12 protein-coding genes, 3 rRNA genes and 3 riboswitches are annotated in these 18,862 nt (G+C 40.6%); all 15 genes read left to right on the top strand.

Going from position 1 to position 18,862, the window contains the following annotated elements; all coding sequences use genetic code 11:
* Nucleotides 1-17 precede the first annotated feature (17 nt).
* Nucleotides 18-1,289, top strand: coding sequence for a NosD domain-containing protein (locus MKY46_RS20575; RefSeq protein WP_340835274.1), 1,272 nt, complete (start codon nt 18-20; stop codon nt 1,287-1,289).
* On the top strand, nt 1,286-1,738 hold the full coding sequence (locus MKY46_RS20570; RefSeq protein WP_058845192.1) for a nitrous oxide reductase accessory protein NosL: 453 nt from the start codon (nt 1,286-1,288) through the stop codon (nt 1,736-1,738). Before MKY46_RS20575 ends, MKY46_RS20570 begins: the two co-directional genes overlap by 4 nt.
* Nucleotides 1,738-2,538, top strand: a complete 801-nt coding sequence (locus MKY46_RS20565) for an ABC transporter permease (RefSeq protein WP_340835708.1) — start codon at nt 1,738-1,740, stop codon at nt 2,536-2,538. The genes MKY46_RS20570 and MKY46_RS20565 overlap by 1 nt, the downstream gene beginning before the upstream one ends.
* The gene (locus MKY46_RS20560) at nt 2,535-3,215 is read left to right on the top strand and encodes an ABC transporter ATP-binding protein (protein ID WP_340835272.1); all 681 of its coding nucleotides are present in this window, start codon (nt 2,535-2,537) and stop codon (nt 3,213-3,215) included. Before MKY46_RS20565 ends, MKY46_RS20560 begins: the two co-directional genes overlap by 4 nt.
* A gap of 195 nt (nt 3,216-3,410) precedes the next feature.
* Nucleotides 3,411-4,355 carry an AAA family ATPase gene (locus tag MKY46_RS20555; protein WP_058845189.1) on the top strand — a complete coding sequence of 315 codons (945 nt, stop codon included), beginning with the start codon at nt 3,411-3,413 and terminating at the stop codon, nt 4,353-4,355.
* A complete protein-coding gene (locus tag MKY46_RS20550) occupies nt 4,352-5,533 on the top strand; it encodes a DUF58 domain-containing protein (RefSeq protein ID WP_340835269.1) in 1,182 nt (393 codons plus the stop codon). Before MKY46_RS20555 ends, MKY46_RS20550 begins: the two co-directional genes overlap by 4 nt.
* Entirely contained in the window at nt 5,530-7,713 is a 2,184-nt protein-coding gene (locus tag MKY46_RS20545; protein WP_340835267.1) for a DUF4129 domain-containing transglutaminase family protein, read from the top strand. Before MKY46_RS20550 ends, MKY46_RS20545 begins: the two co-directional genes overlap by 4 nt.
* Before the next feature lie 32 nt (nt 7,714-7,745).
* A riboswitch (purine riboswitch) is annotated at nt 7,746-7,847 on the top strand.
* Nucleotides 7,848-8,003: 156 nt separating this feature from the next.
* The gene (guaA, locus tag MKY46_RS20540) at nt 8,004-9,557 is read left to right on the top strand and encodes a glutamine-hydrolyzing GMP synthase (RefSeq protein ID WP_036124553.1); all 1,554 of its coding nucleotides are present in this window, start codon (nt 8,004-8,006) and stop codon (nt 9,555-9,557) included.
* Between the two features lie 185 nt (nt 9,558-9,742).
* Complete coding sequence (locus MKY46_RS20535; protein ID WP_036124551.1) at nt 9,743-10,411, top strand: MOSC domain-containing protein; 669 nt, start codon at nt 9,743-9,745, stop codon at nt 10,409-10,411.
* Nucleotides 10,412-10,628: 217 nt separating this feature from the next.
* Nucleotides 10,629-10,730, top strand: a riboswitch (purine riboswitch).
* A gap of 126 nt (nt 10,731-10,856) precedes the next feature.
* Entirely contained in the window at nt 10,857-12,158 is a 1,302-nt protein-coding gene (locus MKY46_RS20530) for an NCS2 family permease (RefSeq protein WP_036124549.1), read from the top strand.
* 488 nt (nt 12,159-12,646) lie between these two features.
* Nucleotides 12,647-14,198 (top strand): 16S ribosomal RNA (locus tag MKY46_RS20525).
* Nucleotides 14,199-14,507: 309 nt separating this feature from the next.
* Nucleotides 14,508-17,435 (top strand): 23S ribosomal RNA (locus tag MKY46_RS20520).
* 187 nt (nt 17,436-17,622) lie between these two features.
* Nucleotides 17,623-17,738: ribosomal RNA gene (gene rrf, locus MKY46_RS20515) — 5S ribosomal RNA — on the top strand.
* Together the 16S, 23S and 5S rRNA genes form the textbook arrangement of a ribosomal RNA operon.
* Before the next feature lie 120 nt (nt 17,739-17,858).
* Nucleotides 17,859-18,134, top strand: a complete 276-nt coding sequence (locus MKY46_RS20510) for a hypothetical protein (RefSeq protein ID WP_036124085.1) — start codon at nt 17,859-17,861, stop codon at nt 18,132-18,134.
* A gap of 142 nt (nt 18,135-18,276) precedes the next feature.
* Nucleotides 18,277-18,471, top strand: coding sequence for an NETI motif-containing protein (locus MKY46_RS20505; RefSeq protein ID WP_089934989.1), 195 nt, complete (start codon nt 18,277-18,279; stop codon nt 18,469-18,471).
* 93 nt (nt 18,472-18,564) lie between these two features.
* A riboswitch (purine riboswitch) is annotated at nt 18,565-18,663 on the top strand.
* The last annotated feature ends 199 nt before the right edge of the window (nt 18,664-18,862 follow it).

Here is an 18,862-nt window from a genome sequence, read left to right as displayed (position 1 = left end):
TGGGGAGGTGAAGAGTGATGAAACAAATCAGTTTTTTCTTTTTGTTTTTTCTATTTACAAGTCAAACGGCATATGCGGAATTTGATATTCAATTTGCTATTGATCAAGCGAAAACTGGAGAGATTATTCATATTCCTGCTGGTCGTTACCAAGGGAATTTTACGGTGAAGAAACCAATTATACTACGCGGAGAAGAGGGGGTTGAGTTGTATTCTTTAAATAATAACCCTGCACTAAAAATTGAACATGTAGCTAATGTCTCTGTAGAAAATATAATGATAAGTGCAAAAAACAAAGGCATTGTAGCCAATGAGGCAGAGAATCTAGAGTTGAGAGAGATAGAGGTAAAAGATGTTCAAGTAGGTATCCATATTCAACGTTCAAAGCATGTTCGAATGTTAGAAAATAGGATTATTGGTAATCAGTCACATTATGCTGAAAAAGGCAATGGGATTGCTGTGTTTAAAAGCGAGGACATTGCCATCGAACAAAATACTATTGAACAAGTGCAAGATGGTATATACGTAGAAGAAGTGAAGCAAATCGATGTTCAACGAAACAAGGTGACGAATAGCCGTTACGGAACACACTTTATGTATTCGAGTGGTGTGGAGGTGCTTTTCAATACGTATTTACATAATGTTACAGGTCTAATGATCATGATGACTACTGACTTAGAAATAGCTAATAATACAGTCAGTAGCCATAACGATTTCAATAGCTATGGTCTTTTAATGTATGACACTCAGCAAGCAATGATAAGAAAAAATAGCTTTCATAATAATCGAGTAGGTGTAGCATTGCAAAAAAGTTCAGACATTCAAATACAAGAAAATCGCTTTCGAATGAATCAGACCGCATTAGAAGGTACAAAGGTAGAGGATGACTCAATCATAAATGATAATCAGTTTACGGGAAATATATTAACGGCAAGATCAGACCACCAAGGTTTGCGTCTCATTGGCAATTTTTATGATGATTATACTGGGATAGATGTTGCGGGCGATGGTTTCGGGGATGTTCCCTACGTAGCTGTATCGAGCTTTGGACAGTGGATGGTGAGACAACCAGTTTATCAATTTTTTGTAGCATCACCAAGCGTCATGATCTTGACGTCACTAGATCAGCAAATTAATAAAACAGAACAAAATCTACTCGTAGATAATGAACCAAAATTACTTAGCGATATGAGAAAGACGGAGTTTTCGATAAATATCATACAATTGTTAATTGGTCTAGTGGTATCTATGTGTGGTTTATGGTTTTGGAAAAGAGGGATGCGAATATGACTAGATGGATAACTATTTTGATTTTATGCAGTGCACTATTGGTAGGATGTAGCGATAAAACATATAAACCACGTGAGATTATCAGTGAAACAGATGTTTGTGAAATTTGTAATATGAGTATTGTTCATAATGAATATGCTGGACAGATTGTTTTGAAAAATGGAGACTATGAGATTTTTGATGATATTGGGTGTCTGATGGAATATCTTGAGCTAAATGGTGAGGATGAAGTTGGCGCAGCCTATATTAAAAATAAGGCAAACAATGAATGGATTGACATTTATAAAGCGACATTTGTGTACAACAAAGAGTATTGGACTCCGATGAACTATGGAGTTCTAGCATTTGCGACAAAAGATGAAGCGCAAAAATGGATGACTAATGAAGGAGATGGTCAACTATTGGCTTATCAGGATTTGCTAACGTTTAATTGGGGGATACATGAGTGATGTTTGTGAAAATAGAGCTGAAGCAAATTTTAAGAAGTCGTTGGATGCAACTAGTAGCCTTTCTTTTTACATTTGTTTTTGTAGCAATTATTGTCATTCAACAAATGGCTTTACCTGATATCGAGGGTTTTACACGTCAAACAGCATCATTTTTAAATGTATTATTGTTTCTATTACCATTATTTATTGTAAGCATTGGAAGTATGAGTATAGCTGGTGATATAGAATCTGGTTGGTATTCGTTACTAAAAACCTATCCGATGAAACGACGACAATATATTATAGGCAAATATGTAGCAACATCACTTGCCTTTTTACTGGTTGTGTTAGTGGCATTTGGTGTTGTCTTAGCATTAGGTGGTTTTTTAGGCGGCGTACGATTACCGTTTGTTTTAGTTACCCTTACGCTATTAAGTATCTTTATTTTTGTATCAATAGGTATTGCACTGGGGGCATTTGCCCAAACAAGGTTATTTGCACTAGCATTATCACTTGTTGTATGGTCCTTTTTTTTATTGCTTATATCTTATGCTTTAATGGCTCTAGGTGCAGTTGTAGCTGGTCATGTTTTACAAAAGCTTACCATCATAACGATACATATAAATCCTGTGGAATGGCTGCGCTTTGGTTATTTTATATTCAGCAATCAAGCTAGTGTGCTTGGTCCAGCGTTTTATGGAGTAACGAAGTTTTATTTGTCGCCATTGGGTCACGTGGTATATGGGATTGTGACGACTTGTTGGATTGTTTTGCCGCTTATGCTTGCTACGAAGTTATTAAAGGAGGACCAGCAACGATGATTCTTTTAGAAGCGAAAAATGTAGCTAATGTCTATGATAATGATAGAGGTTTAAAAGAAGCAACCTTTACATTGCATTCAGGTCGAATTTTAGCGCTGGTTGGAGGCAATGGAGCAGGAAAGAGTACGTTGATTCGACTATTAACGGGTCAAGAAAAGCAAAAATCTGGGGAAATGATATGGCATAAACCACAGGCAATTCGTTATATGCCTGACGATGTAGATTTCCCTACTATGCTAACTGCCGCTGAAATTTTAGAGTTGTTGGCATCTTTAAAACAAGTAGATAAATATGAACAAGAACACATTTTGAAGCGCGTTTCCTTGTGGGACGTTCGCAGGCAACAGGCTAAACAGTTTTCTAAGGGAATGCTACAACGATTAAATCTTGCGCAAAGCTTACTTGGCAGCGGTTCTTTGTTGATCTTAGATGAACCGACTAATGGCCTTGACCCATTTTGGATAGCGCAGCTGAAAAATATGATGTTGGAGGAAAAGGAGAAAGGGAATACGGTCATATTCTCTACACACTTGCTGTCTTTTGCTGAAGAAATAGCAGATGATATATTAGTTTTACATGAAGGAGAAATTATTATTTCTGGGACGATAACTGATATTTTTTTACAAGAAGATGCTACATCATTGGAAGAAATATGGTTAAAAAGAATAAATTTGTAACATTCTATTACGGAATGACGTTATATAATAAGGACTAGGCTTGTTTGATAACATTCAAACAAGCCTTCTTTATGAGGATCAATAGTATGTAGCGGTTTCAGATAATTGTTTTAGAAGACAGATTTCGATATGCTTAGGGTAAGTTATCGTGCAATTCACATAATTGCCTGATGGAATGGGAGGCTTTTTTGATTTATGAATTCTCAAATACAGGATGTTTTAGAAAATATAGAAAAAGTAATGATTGGTAAAAGAGAGGTTGCTGAGCTTAGTATTGTCGCATTATTAGCGAGAGGGCATGTGTTGTTAGAGGATGTACCTGGAGTAGGAAAGACGATGATGGTGCGAGCGCTTGCGAAATCCTTTGACGCACAGTTTAAGCGCATTCAATTTACACCAGATTTATTGCCTTCAGATGTAGTTGGTATATCTATTTATAATCCAAAAACAATGGAGTTTGAATTTCGCCCAGGACCAATTATGGGGGATGTTGTATTAGCAGACGAAATAAACCGTACGTCGCCAAAAACACAATCTGCCTTATTAGAGGGCATGGAGGAGGCATCTGTCACAATTGACGGAAAAACACTGCTAATTAACCAGCCATTTTTTGTTATGGCCACACAAAATCCGATTGAACATGAGGGTACCTATCCTTTACCAGAGGCACAACTGGATCGCTTTTTATTGAAGATAAAAATGGGTTACCCATCTAGAGGGCAGGAAGTAGAAATTTTGCGAAGAGCTGAAAATGGTAAACCAATTGAAAAAATCGAATCAGTGTTATCTGTAACGCAATTAATTGAATTGCAGGAGCTTGTTCAGGGCGTGTATGTGGAAGATTCAGTTAAAAATTATATGGTGGAGCTTGCTGCCCAAACAAGGGAAAATAGCTATGTTTATTTAGGGGTGAGTCCGCGGGCAACATTAGCGCTAATGAAAGCTTCTCAAGCTTATGCATTTATGAAAGGGCGCAGCTATGTGACACCCGATGATGTTCAATATCTTGTGCCATTTGTCTTTAACCATCGTTTAGTTTTAAAACCAGATGCACGCTACGATAACGTAGCCGCAGACGAAATAATCAAGCGCATTATTGCGAGTACACCTGTTCCGACTAAAAGGTTTGCAGAACAATGAAGAAATGGAAAGGCTTTTTAGAAAAAAGCAAACATTTTTTATTGATTACCTTTTTGATGGTCGTAATATTTAGTTACGCTATGTTCCAAGGAGGATTCGTCAGCTGGTTTGTATTTTTTACGGTTAGTCCATTTTTAGTGTACGCACTCTTGTTCCTTGTAGTGAGAGAAGATATTTTACTTGTAGAGCGTAAAATTGAACCAAATCATATAGAACGAGGGCAATCGGCAAAGGTGTTTATTACGATAGAAAGAAGAACACGTTTCCCATTTGCCTATATCATGATGGAGGAACTTGTAGATAGTGAAGGGTTAGTACAGGCTAAAATAGAAAATTCAAATGCCATTAAGTTTGTTGGCTTTAGGAAAAAATTTAGCTGGCATTATGACTTGGAAAAGATGCCTCGTGGAGAGCATCGCTACTTAGGGGTTACAATGGTTTTCTATGATTTCTTTGGCTGGGCAAAAAAGCCTGTCATAGCAGAAAAGGAACAAACTATTTTAGTTTATCCGAGAATCAGGGAGATGAAATACGCTACCCTTCAAACGAAATATGATGTTGGCTCTATGATGTCACCCTATTCCATTGTAAAGGACACATCTATGGCTGTTGGGTTAAGAGAGTATGTTCCAGGAGATCGCTTTTCATGGATTCATTGGAAATCATTTGCGAGAACGCAAACCTTACAATCGAAGGAGTTTGAGGATCGACAATCTTCAGAGTTATTGCTCGTATTAGACGCTAAAAAATCTCCAATGTTTGAAGAAAAAGTGGAGTTAGTAGCATCCATGCTACAGATGATTGTTCAAGAACGAGGAGATTTATCTTTTATTTCTGCTGGAGAAATGACGAAAGTATTCCCGGTTATACAAGGTGAAAAGCAATTAGATCAGATTATGTATCATTTAGCTGCTATAAAGCCTACAGAGAATGTCAAATTCAGATTTTATGATCAGCAATCTTTTAAGCAAGTTGCAACATTGCTTTATGTGACAAGTGATGTATCAGAAGAATTACTACATACTCTTGCGAATTTAGTGAAAAGCTGTATTTGTTTTGTAGTGGCAAAACAGCCACCTGTGCAATCTGAGCTTATGATGCGTTATAAACATATTCAAATCGTTTATGTAGACCCAACAGATTTTTATCATTTATTCACGGAGGTGATGAAACCGTGAAACGACCATTAGCGGAATTTATAGAATTAACCATTGCGTATATTATTATATTCTTCATTTTGCGTGAATGGCTTATTCCTATTATGCAATTAACGAATACTGGCGGGATGCACCTCTTCCTTGTATTTATTGGTTTATCCCTAGCGTTAAGTTTATGCCGAGTACACCCAATATTATCTGGATTAGTGAAGTTAGGCTATATTACTTGGCTTATTGTCTTCACTTATAGTACAAGCCCCGTTTTTTCAGGAGAAACTTTACCGTTTTTATTGTCTGAATGGACAGGGAATATGGCCTCTATACTATCAGGGGATTTTGGACAAGTATCAAATGCCTTTAGGACAGTGCTATTTCTTGTATTAATTTGGATGCTTGTTTATCTAATTCACCATTGGGTTTCAGTGCGGAAAAATATATTTTACTTTTTTGCTATGACTGTCTTCTTTATTGCCACATTAGATACGTTTAGTGATTATGATGGTAAAGCGGCTATTGTAAAAGTTATTGTACTTGGATTAATTATGACAGGAGTACTCTTTGTTAAACGTCTATGGCTTCAAGTTGAGACAACGAGTACTATACTGGAGAAATGGAAAATTGTCATTCCGATGCTTGTCTCAGTATTGCTTGTTAGCTCTGTCGCATTCTTTTTACCAAAGACAGGACCAACATGGGCAGATCCTGTGCCATTCATCCAAGAAATTACTGGCCAAGCTGGAAGCGGAACTGGGGAAAAATCAGTTGGCTATGGCCAAGATGATAGTCAGCTCGGAGGCCCATTCCAAGGGGATAATACATTAATTTTCACGGCTTCTTCTCGTGATCGGCATTATTGGCGTATTGAAACAAAAGATACGTATACATCAAAAGGCTGGATTATTTCGGATGGAAACTTTGGCAAAAATGTCTATGAAACAAATACACCCATTCATACTTCTTTACAAGTAGGATTACCAGAAAATGAGCGACAAATTCAATTAGATATTGCTGTTCCAATGCCATTTTTGATTCAAACTTATGGTTTATTATCTGTTTCAGCTCAAGACGCCACTTTATTTATTCAGGATGAGCAGACTGAAAAAATGACGATAGAGCAGCAGGCGGGTGAATCAAAATCGTTATCAAACTACTCATTGTCTTATAGTGAACCAGTTTATAGTATGGAGCAGCTTCAATTGTCATATCCTACTACACTTGAAACATTAGATCCTTCATATAATCGTTTTCTACAATTACCAAACCAGCTGCCGCAGCGTGTAAGAGATTTAGCTTCTGATATAACGCAAGGTAAAGCTACGATATACGATCAAATTAAAGCTGTGGAAAGTTACTTTAGAACCAATGGCTTTAGATACGATAAAAATGAAGCGGCAATTCCTGCTGAAAATCAAGATTATGTCGATCAATTTTTATTCGATACTAAAGTAGGCTATTGTGATAATTTCTCCACTTCGATGGTTGTGCTTTTACGTTCACTAGGCATACCAGCAAGATGGGTTAAAGGCTTTGCACCTGGCACAGTAGGACCGATAACAGACGGACTGCGCGAATATCGAATCACGAATGACAATGCGCACTCTTGGGTGGAAGCATATATACCTGGCACGGGTTGGATGGAGTTTGAACCTACCATCGGCTTTACAGGTAATGTGAATATTGATTATGATATCCCACTAGATACAGCTGATCAGGAAGAGGTATTGCAGCCAGAAAAAAAACCAGAGCAGCCCCAACCACAAGAAAAGGTATCTGAAAAGGAACAGTCTCCATCAACATTTAATTTAGATGCAGTATGGACATGGCTGAAAAAATTCACTTATGTGTGGATTGCCATCGTGGTTTTACTGATCATTATTAGTATTACGTTATACTTACAACGTAAAACATGGATTCCTAAGATGCATGTGCGTGTATATCGCAAAAAGGTAGCGGATTGGTCAAACTTCGATTCTTCTTACCATGTATTGCTGAAGCAATTATCCCGTATTGGATTGCGTAGAAGAGATGGGGAAACATTGCGTGCGTTCGCTGAGCGAGTAGATGCTGCGCTAGAGACAGATGAAATGCAAAAGCTGACAGAAGTATATGAACAACATGTTTATGGAAAAGATAAGGAGGAAGTCGATTTTAGAGAGCTGAAAGAAAGTTGGGAATATTTAATCAATCGCACTATCAGTTGATTTTAATGTGTACAAAGAGTAAAATGAAAAAAATTAAATGCAAGGATTGCTTTCATATAAGTTCGATAATAGGGTTCGGATGTTTCTACGAAATCACCTTAAATGATTTCTCTATGAAGGCGGATGTTTTCGTTAGGTGAAAAGTATAGTAAATCACTTTACTTTGCTACGCATTCGCCTTTATCACTATTCTAGAGCTTATGAACGCGTAGAAAGTTTTTTTACTTTCTTCGCGTTTTTCTTTGAACAAATGAAAATATCCTTTAAAAATAGTAGAAGAGGTGGAAATTTTGACAGCTAGCCCTTTATTAAAAGAGCAAGAAAAAATCGTTGTACTGGACTTCGGTAGCCAATTTAACCAGTTAATTACGCGTCGTATCCGTGAATTTGGTGTTTTCAGTGAATTGCACCCACATACGGTAACTGCGGAAGAAATTAAAGATATGAACGCAACGGGTATTATTTTTTCAGGTGGCCCAAACTCTGTTTATGATGAAAATGCCTTCCATGTGGATCCAGCTATTTTTGAATTAGGTTTACCAATATTAGGTATTTGCTATGGGATGCAATTAATGGCACATACAAATGGCGGTAAAGTTGAAGGTGCTGAAACGCGTGAATATGGTAAAGCGGAAATCAAAGTCACTACTTCAAATAAGTTATTTGGAGACTTACCAACTGAGCAAATTGTGTGGATGAGCCATGGTGACCATGTAACAGAAGTTCCAGCTGGATTTGAAGTAATTGCTACAAGTGCATCTTGTCCGATTGCTGCAATGGCAGATGTAGAACGCAAATTATATGCTGTACAATTCCATCCAGAAGTACGTCACTCTGTTTATGGTAATGACTTACTACGTCAATTCGTATTCGATATTTGTGAGGCAAAAGGCGACTGGTCAATGGCTAACTTCATTGAGCTTGAAATCGCAAAAATTCGTGAAATAGTTGGCGATAAAAAAGTATTATGTGCTCTTTCTGGCGGTGTAGATTCATCAGTTGTAGCAGTTTTAATTCATAAAGCAATCGGCGATCAATTGACTTGTATGTTCGTAGACCACAACTTAAACCGTAAAGGTGAAGTTGAACAAGTAATGAAAACATTCACAGAAGACTTTGATATGAATCTTATTAAAATTGATGCTCGCAAACGTTTCATGGACAAACTTGCAGGTGTATCAGATCCGGAGAAAAAACGTAAAATTATCGGTAATGAATTTATTTACGTATTTGATGAAGAGGCATCGAAGCTTGAAGGTATGGATTTCTTAGCACAAGGTACTCTATACACAGATATCATTGAATCTGGTACTTCAACGGCGCAAACAATCAAATCACACCATAATGTTGGTGGTCTTCCAGAAGATATGCAATTCCAATTAATCGAGCCACTGAAAACGTTATTTAAAGATGAAGTTCGTGCGCTAGGTTTAGAACTTGGTCTTGATGAAAAAATCGTTTGGCGTCAACCATTCCCAGGTCCTGGATTAGGTATTCGTGTACTTGGTGAAGTTACAGAAGAAAAATTAGAAATCGTTCGCGAAGCAGATTTCATTTTACGTGAAGAAATCGCAAATGCTGGTCTTGACCGTGACATCTGGCAATACTTCACGGTATTACCTGATATCCGTTCAGTTGGTGTAATGGGCGATGCACGTACGTATGATTACGCAATCGGTATCCGTGCTGTAACATCTATCGACGGCATGACTTCTGACTGGGCACGTATCCCTTGGGACGTACTAGAGAAAATCTCTGTCCGCATGGTAAACGAAGTAAAACACGTGAACCGCGTGCTGTATGATATTACATCTAAGCCACCAGCAACGATTGAGTGGGAATAACAGCAACTGCCCTAAAAGCCTTGAGAGGTTTTTAGGGTTTTTTGATGTGATCATTTTTAGTCTATTCATAGATTGTATGATTCGAATTATATCAAGGTTAAAGCAGCAATTGCTGGTAAAGTGCTGTATGTAGTAAACTAAATGAATGCAAAAGAATTGTACTATTCAGATTAGGGGGGATTTAAATGGAGAAAAATAGGCCAATAATTCACACACTTGCTGTTGGAATGCCGAAAGAATTGCTTGATAGTAAAGGACGTTCGATGATTACAGGAATTGAAAAGCAACAAATGCAAGAGGTTTATTTGTCATCACGTGGCTTCGAAGGGGATGATGTGGCAGATAAAAAACATCATGGTGGCCCAGACCGTGCAGTTTGTTTATACCCTGCAGAGCATTACATACAATGGGAACATGAACTTGGAAAACCGTTGCCTACTGCTGCATTTGGTGAAAATTTAACAGTAACGAATATGTTAGAAGCGGATGTTTGTATTGGGGATATTTATAAAATAGGTAATGCCGTCATACAAATCACACAAGGACGTATTCCATGTAGTACGATTGATAGATATACTGAGGCAACCACATTACTTAAACGTTTAATTGAAACAGGTTATACAGGTTATCTTGCACGCGTACTGGAGGAAGGGTCAATTTGTGCAGATTCAACAATAGAAGTTGTGGAAAAGCATCCTGCGCGTATCTCAGTTTTGTACGGCAATGAAGTGTACTTTAAAAATAAAGATGCGATAGCTATGAAACAAATACAAGCAGTGGATGCATTAGCGGATGATTGGAAAGAAAAACTAGAAAAAAGGATTCAAATCTTACAAAGTAAAGTGATGAATTAAGTCATAACGTTCAAGGGACGATCCTCTAGAATTCGAAAGAGTTCCAGGGGGTTTTTGCTTTTTATTGATTACAGAAATGTTCAGTACTACGTTTATTTAGCGGTGAATTATTTGAATATGAACATTAAATAAGAATTTTACACGAACTTTCGTATTTATTTTTGTAAAAATGTTCGGAAATGGGGTTGAAATCTAAAAAATGAAATGATATATTACGAATGTAAATTAAATACGTCGTCGTATAATGTCGGGAATAAGGCCCGTGAGTTTCTACCAAGTTACCGTAAATAACTTGACTACGATTTGGGTTTATCTATGTATAAACACTAATTTATTTCACACACTATGGTGATGAAATATATCGTAGACATGCGACTAGTAGAGTAGTCAGCGTGTCTTTTTTGTTTTCGATATTGAAGACGACCATACGGAGGATTTTTTGATAATGAAAAAATATTTCATGTTCGATGAATTAGGAACTAATTATCGCCGAGAAATAATTGGTGGTATTACAACCTTCCTTGCAATGGCATATATTCTAGCTGTTAACCCAAGTATTCTAGAAAATGCAGGGATGGATAAAGGTGCTGTTTTCGTAGCAACAGCATTAGCAGCAGCAGTCGGTTCTTTGATTATGGGGATTTTCGCTAAGTTCCCAATTTCACTTGCTCCTGGGATGGGATTAAATGCATTCTTCGCATTTACTGTAGTCGGAGCTTATGGTATTCCATGGCAAACTGGTTTAACAGGTGTATTCTTTTCTGGAATTATCTTTATCATTTTATCTTTAACGGGTATTCGTGAAACTGTTATTAACGCCATTCCAGTACAACTTAAATATGCTGTTTCAGCAGGTATTGGTTTATTTATCACATTCGTAGGTTTACAAGGTGCAGGGATTATAGTTGATAGTCCAGCGACATTAGTAACTTTAGGAACTTTTACTGGAGCTACATTACTAGCAGTATTCGGAATCATTCTTTCTGTTATTCTTATCATTAAATTCCGTAGTATTGGTATTTTCTTAGGGATGGTCATTACTGCGGTTATTGGGATGATCACAGGTATCATTGATCCTCCAACAGCAGTTGTTTCGGCTATTCCAAGTGTAGACTCTACATTTATGGTAGCGTTGGAACCACTTGGTGACATTGGAACATTATTTAACGTGAAGTTTTTAGTAGTAGTGTTAACATTCCTGTTTGTAGATTTCTTTGATACAGCAGGTACTTTAATGGCTGTAGCGACACAGGCTGGCTTAGTAAAAGATAATAAATTACCACGTGCAGGGCGTGCCTTAATGGCGGATGCGCTAGCAACGACAATCGGTTCTTTATTTGGTACATCAACAACAACAGCGTATGTAGAGTCAACTTCTGGGGTAGCAGCGGGTGCACGCTCAGGGTTCTCGGCAGTCGTAACTGCAGTACTATTCTTAGTAGCTTTATTCTTCTCACCATTACTAGCTGTTGTAACGCCAGCAGTAACTGCACCAGCTCTAGTAATCGTAGGGGTACTGATGGTATCATCATTACGTCTAATTGATTGGGATAAATTCGAAATAGCAGTACCTGCATTCTTTACAGTATTAATGATGCCACTTGGTTATTCAATTGCTACTGGTATTGCAATCGGTTTTGTATTCTATCCAATTACAATGTTATTAGCTGGTCGTAAAAAAGAAATTCATCCTATGATGTATGGCTTATTCTTTGTCTTCCTTGCGTACTTTATCTGGGTAAGATAGTTAAATATATTTTGAAAGGCACCTCAATTGTTAGGTAAGAAACTAACAATTAGAGGTGCTTTTTCATTGCCAACAAAAATAACAAGAAACTATTTTGGGGTTTAAGACATTCAAAATAGAGCATAGCCTAAACAAATCAAGTTATTAATTTTCTACATTATATAGAAGAAACTTGATTTCGAATAAATAAGAATAGTTTTACTTCAATGAAACTCTTGCAAACTTATTTTTAAGATGATATATTTAAACACGTTGTTACGAGATAAACGAACAACTAAAAAAATATTAACATAAACGGTTGACATGAAGTTAACATTATGTTAAATTATAAAAAGTTACTTGATGTAACTATTAAATGAACCTTGAAAACTGAACAAGCAAAACGTAATCAATAAAGTTTCAAATAACTAGCTTTGCTTAGTGAACGAAACAAAATTTTGGACATCAAAATGGATGCCAGCAAAACAATTTGAGCTATTCAAATTTCTTTTATGGAGAGTTTGATCCTGGCTCAGGACGAACGCTGGCGGCGTGCCTAATACATGCAAGTCGAGCGAACAGAGAAGGAGCTTGCTCCTTCGACGTTAGCGGCGGACGGGTGAGTAACACGTGGGCAACCTACCTTATAGTTTGGGATAACTCCGGGAAACCGGGGCTAATACCGAATAATCTGTTTCACCTCATGGTGAAACACTGAAAGACGGTTTCGGCTGTCGCTATAGGATGGGCCCGCGGCGCATTAGCTAGTTGGTGAGGTAACGGCTCACCAAGGCGACGATGCGTAGCCGACCTGAGAGGGTGATCGGCCACACTGGGACTGAGACACGGCCCAGACTCCTACGGGAGGCAGCAGTAGGGAATCTTCCACAATGGGCGAAAGCCTGATGGAGCAACGCCGCGTGAGTGAAGAAGGATTTCGGTTCGTAAAACTCTGTTGTAAGGGAAGAACAAGTACAGTAGTAACTGGCTGTACCTTGACGGTACCTTATTAGAAAGCCACGGCTAACTACGTGCCAGCAGCCGCGGTAATACGTAGGTGGCAAGCGTTGTCCGGAATTATTGGGCGTAAAGCGCGCGCAGGTGGTTTCTTAAGTCTGATGTGAAAGCCCACGGCTCAACCGTGGAGGGTCATTGGAAACTGGGAGACTTGAGTGCAGAAGAGGATAGTGGAATTCCAAGTGTAGCGGTGAAATGCGTAGAGATTTGGAGGAACACCAGTGGCGAAGGCGACTATCTGGTCTGTAACTGACACTGAGGCGCGAAAGCGTGGGGAGCAAACAGGATTAGATACCCTGGTAGTCCACGCCGTAAACGATGAGTGCTAAGTGTTAGGGGGTTTCCGCCCCTTAGTGCTGCAGCTAACGCATTAAGCACTCCGCCTGGGGAGTACGGTCGCAAGACTGAAACTCAAAGGAATTGACGGGGGCCCGCACAAGCGGTGGAGCATGTGGTTTAATTCGAAGCAACGCGAAGAACCTTACCAGGTCTTGACATCCCGTTGACCACTGTAGAGATATAGTTTCCCCTTCGGGGGCAACGGTGACAGGTGGTGCATGGTTGTCGTCAGCTCGTGTCGTGAGATGTTGGGTTAAGTCCCGCAACGAGCGCAACCCTTGATCTTAGTTGCCATCATTTAGTTGGGCACTCTAAGGTGACTGCCGGTGACAAACCGGAGGAAGGTGGGGATGACGTCAAATCATCATGCCCCTTATGACCTGGGCTACACACGTGCTACAATGGACGATACAAACGGTTGCCAACTCGCGAGAGGGAGCTAATCCGATAAAGTCGTTCTCAGTTCGGATTGTAGGCTGCAACTCGCCTACATGAAGCCGGAATCGCTAGTAATCGCGGATCAGCATGCCGCGGTGAATACGTTCCCGGGCCTTGTACACACCGCCCGTCACACCACGAGAGTTTGTAACACCCGAAGTCGGTGAGGTAACCTTTTGGAGCCAGCCGCCGAAGGTGGGATAGATGATTGGGGTGAAGTCGTAACAAGGTAGCCGTATCGGAAGGTGCGGCTGGATCACCTCCTTTCTAAGGATTATTTCGGAATACAAACCTAGGGTTTGTAAGATTACGTTTTGCGTTCAGTTTTGAAGGTTCATTCTTTCTTGAATGAAAATCTTCAAAACTTGTTCTTTGAAAACTGGATAAAACGACATTGAAATTGTAACAAACACATTTATTTTTTAAGTTTTTTTATAGGCTTAATAACATTAAAAGGGTTTCAAGACACGAGCAGTTCTAGGAAGCAATCGAGTGAATGAAGGAGCGTACTTGAGTACGTGACTGATTGAACGAGTGAAGCTGACAACGAAATGTGATGTGTATTGAAAGCCGTTAGGTTAAGTTATTAAGGGCGCACGGCGAATGCCTTGGCACTAGGAGCCGAAGAAGGACGGCACTAACACCGATATGCTTCGGGGAGCTGTAAGTGAGCTTTGATCCGGAGATTTCCGAATGGGGGAACCCACTACGTTTAATCGCGTAGTATCTTGACGTGAATACATAGCGTCTTGAAGGCAGACCCAGGGAACTGAAACATCTAAGTACCTGGAGGAAGAGAAAGAAAAATCGATTCCCTGAGTAGCGGCGAGCGAAACGGGAAGAGCCCAAACCAAGAGGCTTGCCTCTTGGGGTTGTAGGACACTCAATACGGAGTTACAAAAGAGCGAGTTAGATGAAGCGACTTGGAAAGGTCCGCCAGAGCAGGTAAAAGCCCTGTAGTCGAAAGTTCGTTCTCTCCTGAGTGGATCCTGAGTACGGCGGAACACGTGAAATTCCGTCGGAATCCGGGAGGACCATCTCCCAAGGCTAAATACTACCTAGTGACCGATAGTGAACCAGTACCGTGAGGGAAAGGTGAAAAGCACCCCGGAAGGGGAGTGAAAGAGATCCTGAAACCGTGTGCCTACAAGTAGTTAGAGCCCGTTAATGGGTGATAGCGTGCCTTTTGTAGAATGAACCGGCGAGTTACGATTACGTGCGAGGTTAAGCTTTAGAAGGCGGAGCCGCAGCGAAAGCGAGTCTGAATAGGGCGAAATAGTACGTGGTCGTAGACCCGAAACCAGGTGATCTACCCATGTCCAGGGTGAAGGTAAGGTAACACTTACTGGAGGCCCGAACCCACGCACGTTGAAAAGTGCGGGGATGAGGTGTGGGTAGCGGAGAAATTCCAATCGAACTTGGAGATAGCTGGTTCTCTCCGAAATAGCTTTAGGGCTAGCCTCGTGATGAGAATACTGGAGGTAGAGCACTGTTTGGACTAGGGGGCCATCCCGGTTTACCGAATTCAGACAAACTCCGAATGCCAGATATTTATACACGGGAGTCAGACTGCGAGTGATAAGATCCGTAGTCAAAAGGGAAACAGCCCAGACCACCAGCTAAGGTCCCAAAGTAATCGTTAAGTGGAAAAGGATGTGGCGTTGCACAGACAACCAGGATGTTGGCTTAGAAGCAGCCATCATTTAAAGAGTGCGTAATAGCTCACTGGTCGAGTGACGCTGCGCCGAAAATGTATCGGGGCTAAACGATTCACCGAAGCTGTGGATTGACATCTACGATGTCAGTGGTAGGAGAGCGTTCTAAGTGCGTTGAAGTCAGACCGGAAGGACTGGTGGAGCGCTTAGAAGTGAGAATGCCGGTATGAGTAGCGAAAGACGGGTGAGAATCCCGTCCACCGTATGACTAAGGTTTCCTGAGGAAGGCTCGTCCGCTCAGGGTTAGTCGGGACCTAAGCCGAGGCCGATAGGCGTAGGCGATGGACAACAGGTTGATATTCCTGTACCACCTCCTCACCGTTTGAGAAATGGGGGGACGCAGTAGGATAGGGTAAGCGCGCTGTTGGTTATGCGCGTCCAAGCAGTAAGGCGTGTGTGTAGGCAAATCCGCACACTGTAACGTTGAGCTGTGATGGCGAGTCCGTATGGACGAAGTTCCTGATTTCACACTGCCAAGAAAAGCCTCTATCGAGGTGAGAGGTGCCCGTACCGCAAACCGACACAGGTAGTCGAGGAGAGAATCCTAAGGTGTGCGAGAGAACTCTCGTTAAGGAACTCGGCAAAATGACCCCGTAACTTCGGGAGAAGGGGTGCTCTTGAGCGTGCAAGCGCATGAGAGCCGCAGTGAATAGGCCCAGGCGACTGTTTAGCAAAAACACAGGTCTCTGCAAAACCGTAAGGTGACGTATAGGGGCTGACGCCTGCCCGGTGCTGGAAGGTTAAGAGGAGTGGTTAGCGCAAGCGAAGCTGCGAATTGAAGCCCCAGTAAACGGCGGCCGTAACTATAACGGTCCTAAGGTAGCGAAATTCCTTGTCGGGTAAGTTCCGACCCGCACGAAAGGCGTAACGATCTGGGCACTGTCTCAACGAGAGACTCGGTGAAATTATAGTACCTGTGAAGATGCAGGTTACCCGCGACAGGACGGAAAGACCCCGTGGAGCTTTACTGTAGCCTGATATTGAATTTTGGTACAACTTGTACAGGATAGGTAGGAGCCAGAGATCTCGGAGCGCCAGCTTCGAAGGAGGCGTCGGTGGGATACTACCCTGGTTGTATTGAAATTCTAACCCATGCCCCTTAGCGGGGCAGGAGACAGTGTCAGGCGGACAGTTTGACTGGGGCGGTCGCCTCCTAAAAGGTAACGGAGGCGCCCAAAGGTTCCCTCAGAATGGTTGGAAATCATTCGTAGAGTGTAAAGGCACAAGGGAGCTTGACTGCGAGACCTACAAGTCGAGCAGGGTCGAAAGACGGGCTTAGTGATCCGGTGGTTCCGCATGGAAGGGCCATCGCTCAACGGATAAAAGCTACCCCGGGGATAACAGGCTTATCTCCCCCAAGAGTCCACATCGACGGGGAGGTTTGGCACCTCGATGTCGGCTCATCGCATCCTGGGGCTGTAGTCGGTCCCAAGGGTTGGGCTGTTCGCCCATTAAAGCGGTACGCGAGCTGGGTTCAGAACGTCGTGAGACAGTTCGGTCCCTATCCGTCGTGGGCGTAGGAAATTTGAGAGGAGCTGTCCTTAGTACGAGAGGACCGGGATGGACACACCGCTGGTGTACCAGTTGTCTTGCCAAAGGCATCGCTGGGTAGCTATGTGTGGACGGGATAAGTGCTGAAAGCATCTAAGCATGAAGCCCCCCTCAAGATGAGATTTCCCATTACGCAAGTAAGTAAGATCCCTCAAAGACGATGAGGTAGATAGGTTCGAGGTGGAAGTGTGGTGACACATGGAGCTGACGAATACTAATCGATCGAGGACTTAACCAAAAACGTTTGAACCATTCAATGAACCGTTTATCCAGTTTTGAAAGAATAATTTCTTTTATGAAGGGTTTCAAGATACGAGTAGTTCGAGGAAGCAATGGAGAGAGGGAAGGAGCGTACTCAAGTACGTGACTGACTGAACGACAGAAGCTGACGAAGAAATGCGATGTATATTGAAAGCCGACCATAGTCTAGTGATGATGGCAAAGAGGTCACACCCGTTCCCATACCGAACACGGAAGTTAAGCTCTTTAGCGCCGATGGTAGTTGGGGGCTTCCCCCTGTGAGAGTAGGACGTCGCTAGGCAATTTAAAAAGTCATGGATATATTCCATGGCTTTTTTTGTTTTATGAAATATTCATAAAATGCTATAATAAATTAAATTATATACATATTGATTGATCTTGATTCATAGGAGGAATCAAAATGAGGCGTAACCTTTTTACGGCTATTTCGATCTTGAGTCTACTACTTATATTCTTTCTGTTTGGTTATGATTCAACGAAATGGTATGGAGGCTTTTTTACATTTCTCTATCAAGTCAATATGTTTATGCCCTTTATTTTAGGTGGTTTAGGCATTGTTAGTGCTCTCTTAGGCATTAAAGGCTATCGCATGGTTCTTGTTGTCCTTCATTCATTCCTACTATTATTATTTTTAGGTATCTATTTTAAAGCTTTTTATGGATTTAATGAACCTTAATTAAAACTGCGGATATGAATCTGCAGTTTTTTCTATTGAAAGAACCTCATTATATGTTCTTACATACTTCTTTAAGCAACAAAAGGTATAATGTAATACAAGTAGTAAATATGTAAAATGTGAAGTGGAAAGGAAGAAAAAGTTGGGGAAAAAGCAAATTTGGTATGAGGTACAAGAAAATGAGTCGATCGAGGATTGTTTAGCAAGAATGCAGCAGGATGGTTTCATGGCCATAGGGCGAAAAGAAGAGCCGCTTTTTCATATAGTAGATGGTGAACCAGCCTTTTTGCGTCAAAAAATTCAATTTAAAGCTATACCTACTCAAGATACTGAATAAATTTGACCAAAAACCGAACATTTTTTTTGCACTTATAAAAAACGTTCGCATTTTTGCATTGACGATAAGGCAATCCCTTGTTAAAATGTGATAAGGAAAAACAAATAAATCCCACATATATGCTAGAGGATTGGCTCTAGTGTCTCTACCCGGCACCGTAAATGCTGGACTATGCGGGAAAGCACTTTTGGCATATTACGAGAAGATCCTTGTGCAGTTATGTACATGGAGATATTCTTGTCTTACTAAGTCCTCAAGTAAACTGCTTTCACGTGTAATAGTAGAGAGTAGTTTATTTGGGGATTTTCTTTGTAAATAGATAAAAATTGCAGTAGCTATTAATAATAGAGGCTTGCACAATAATTGATCATTTTTCTATCGTTTAAAAGGA

Source organism: Lysinibacillus sp. FSL M8-0355, from assembly GCF_038008985.1.
Lineage (GTDB): Bacteria > Bacillota > Bacilli > Bacillales_A > Planococcaceae > Lysinibacillus > Lysinibacillus fusiformis_D.
The sequence above is the reverse complement of the archived record's forward strand: the minus strand, read 5'-3'. Positions and strand labels throughout refer to the sequence as shown.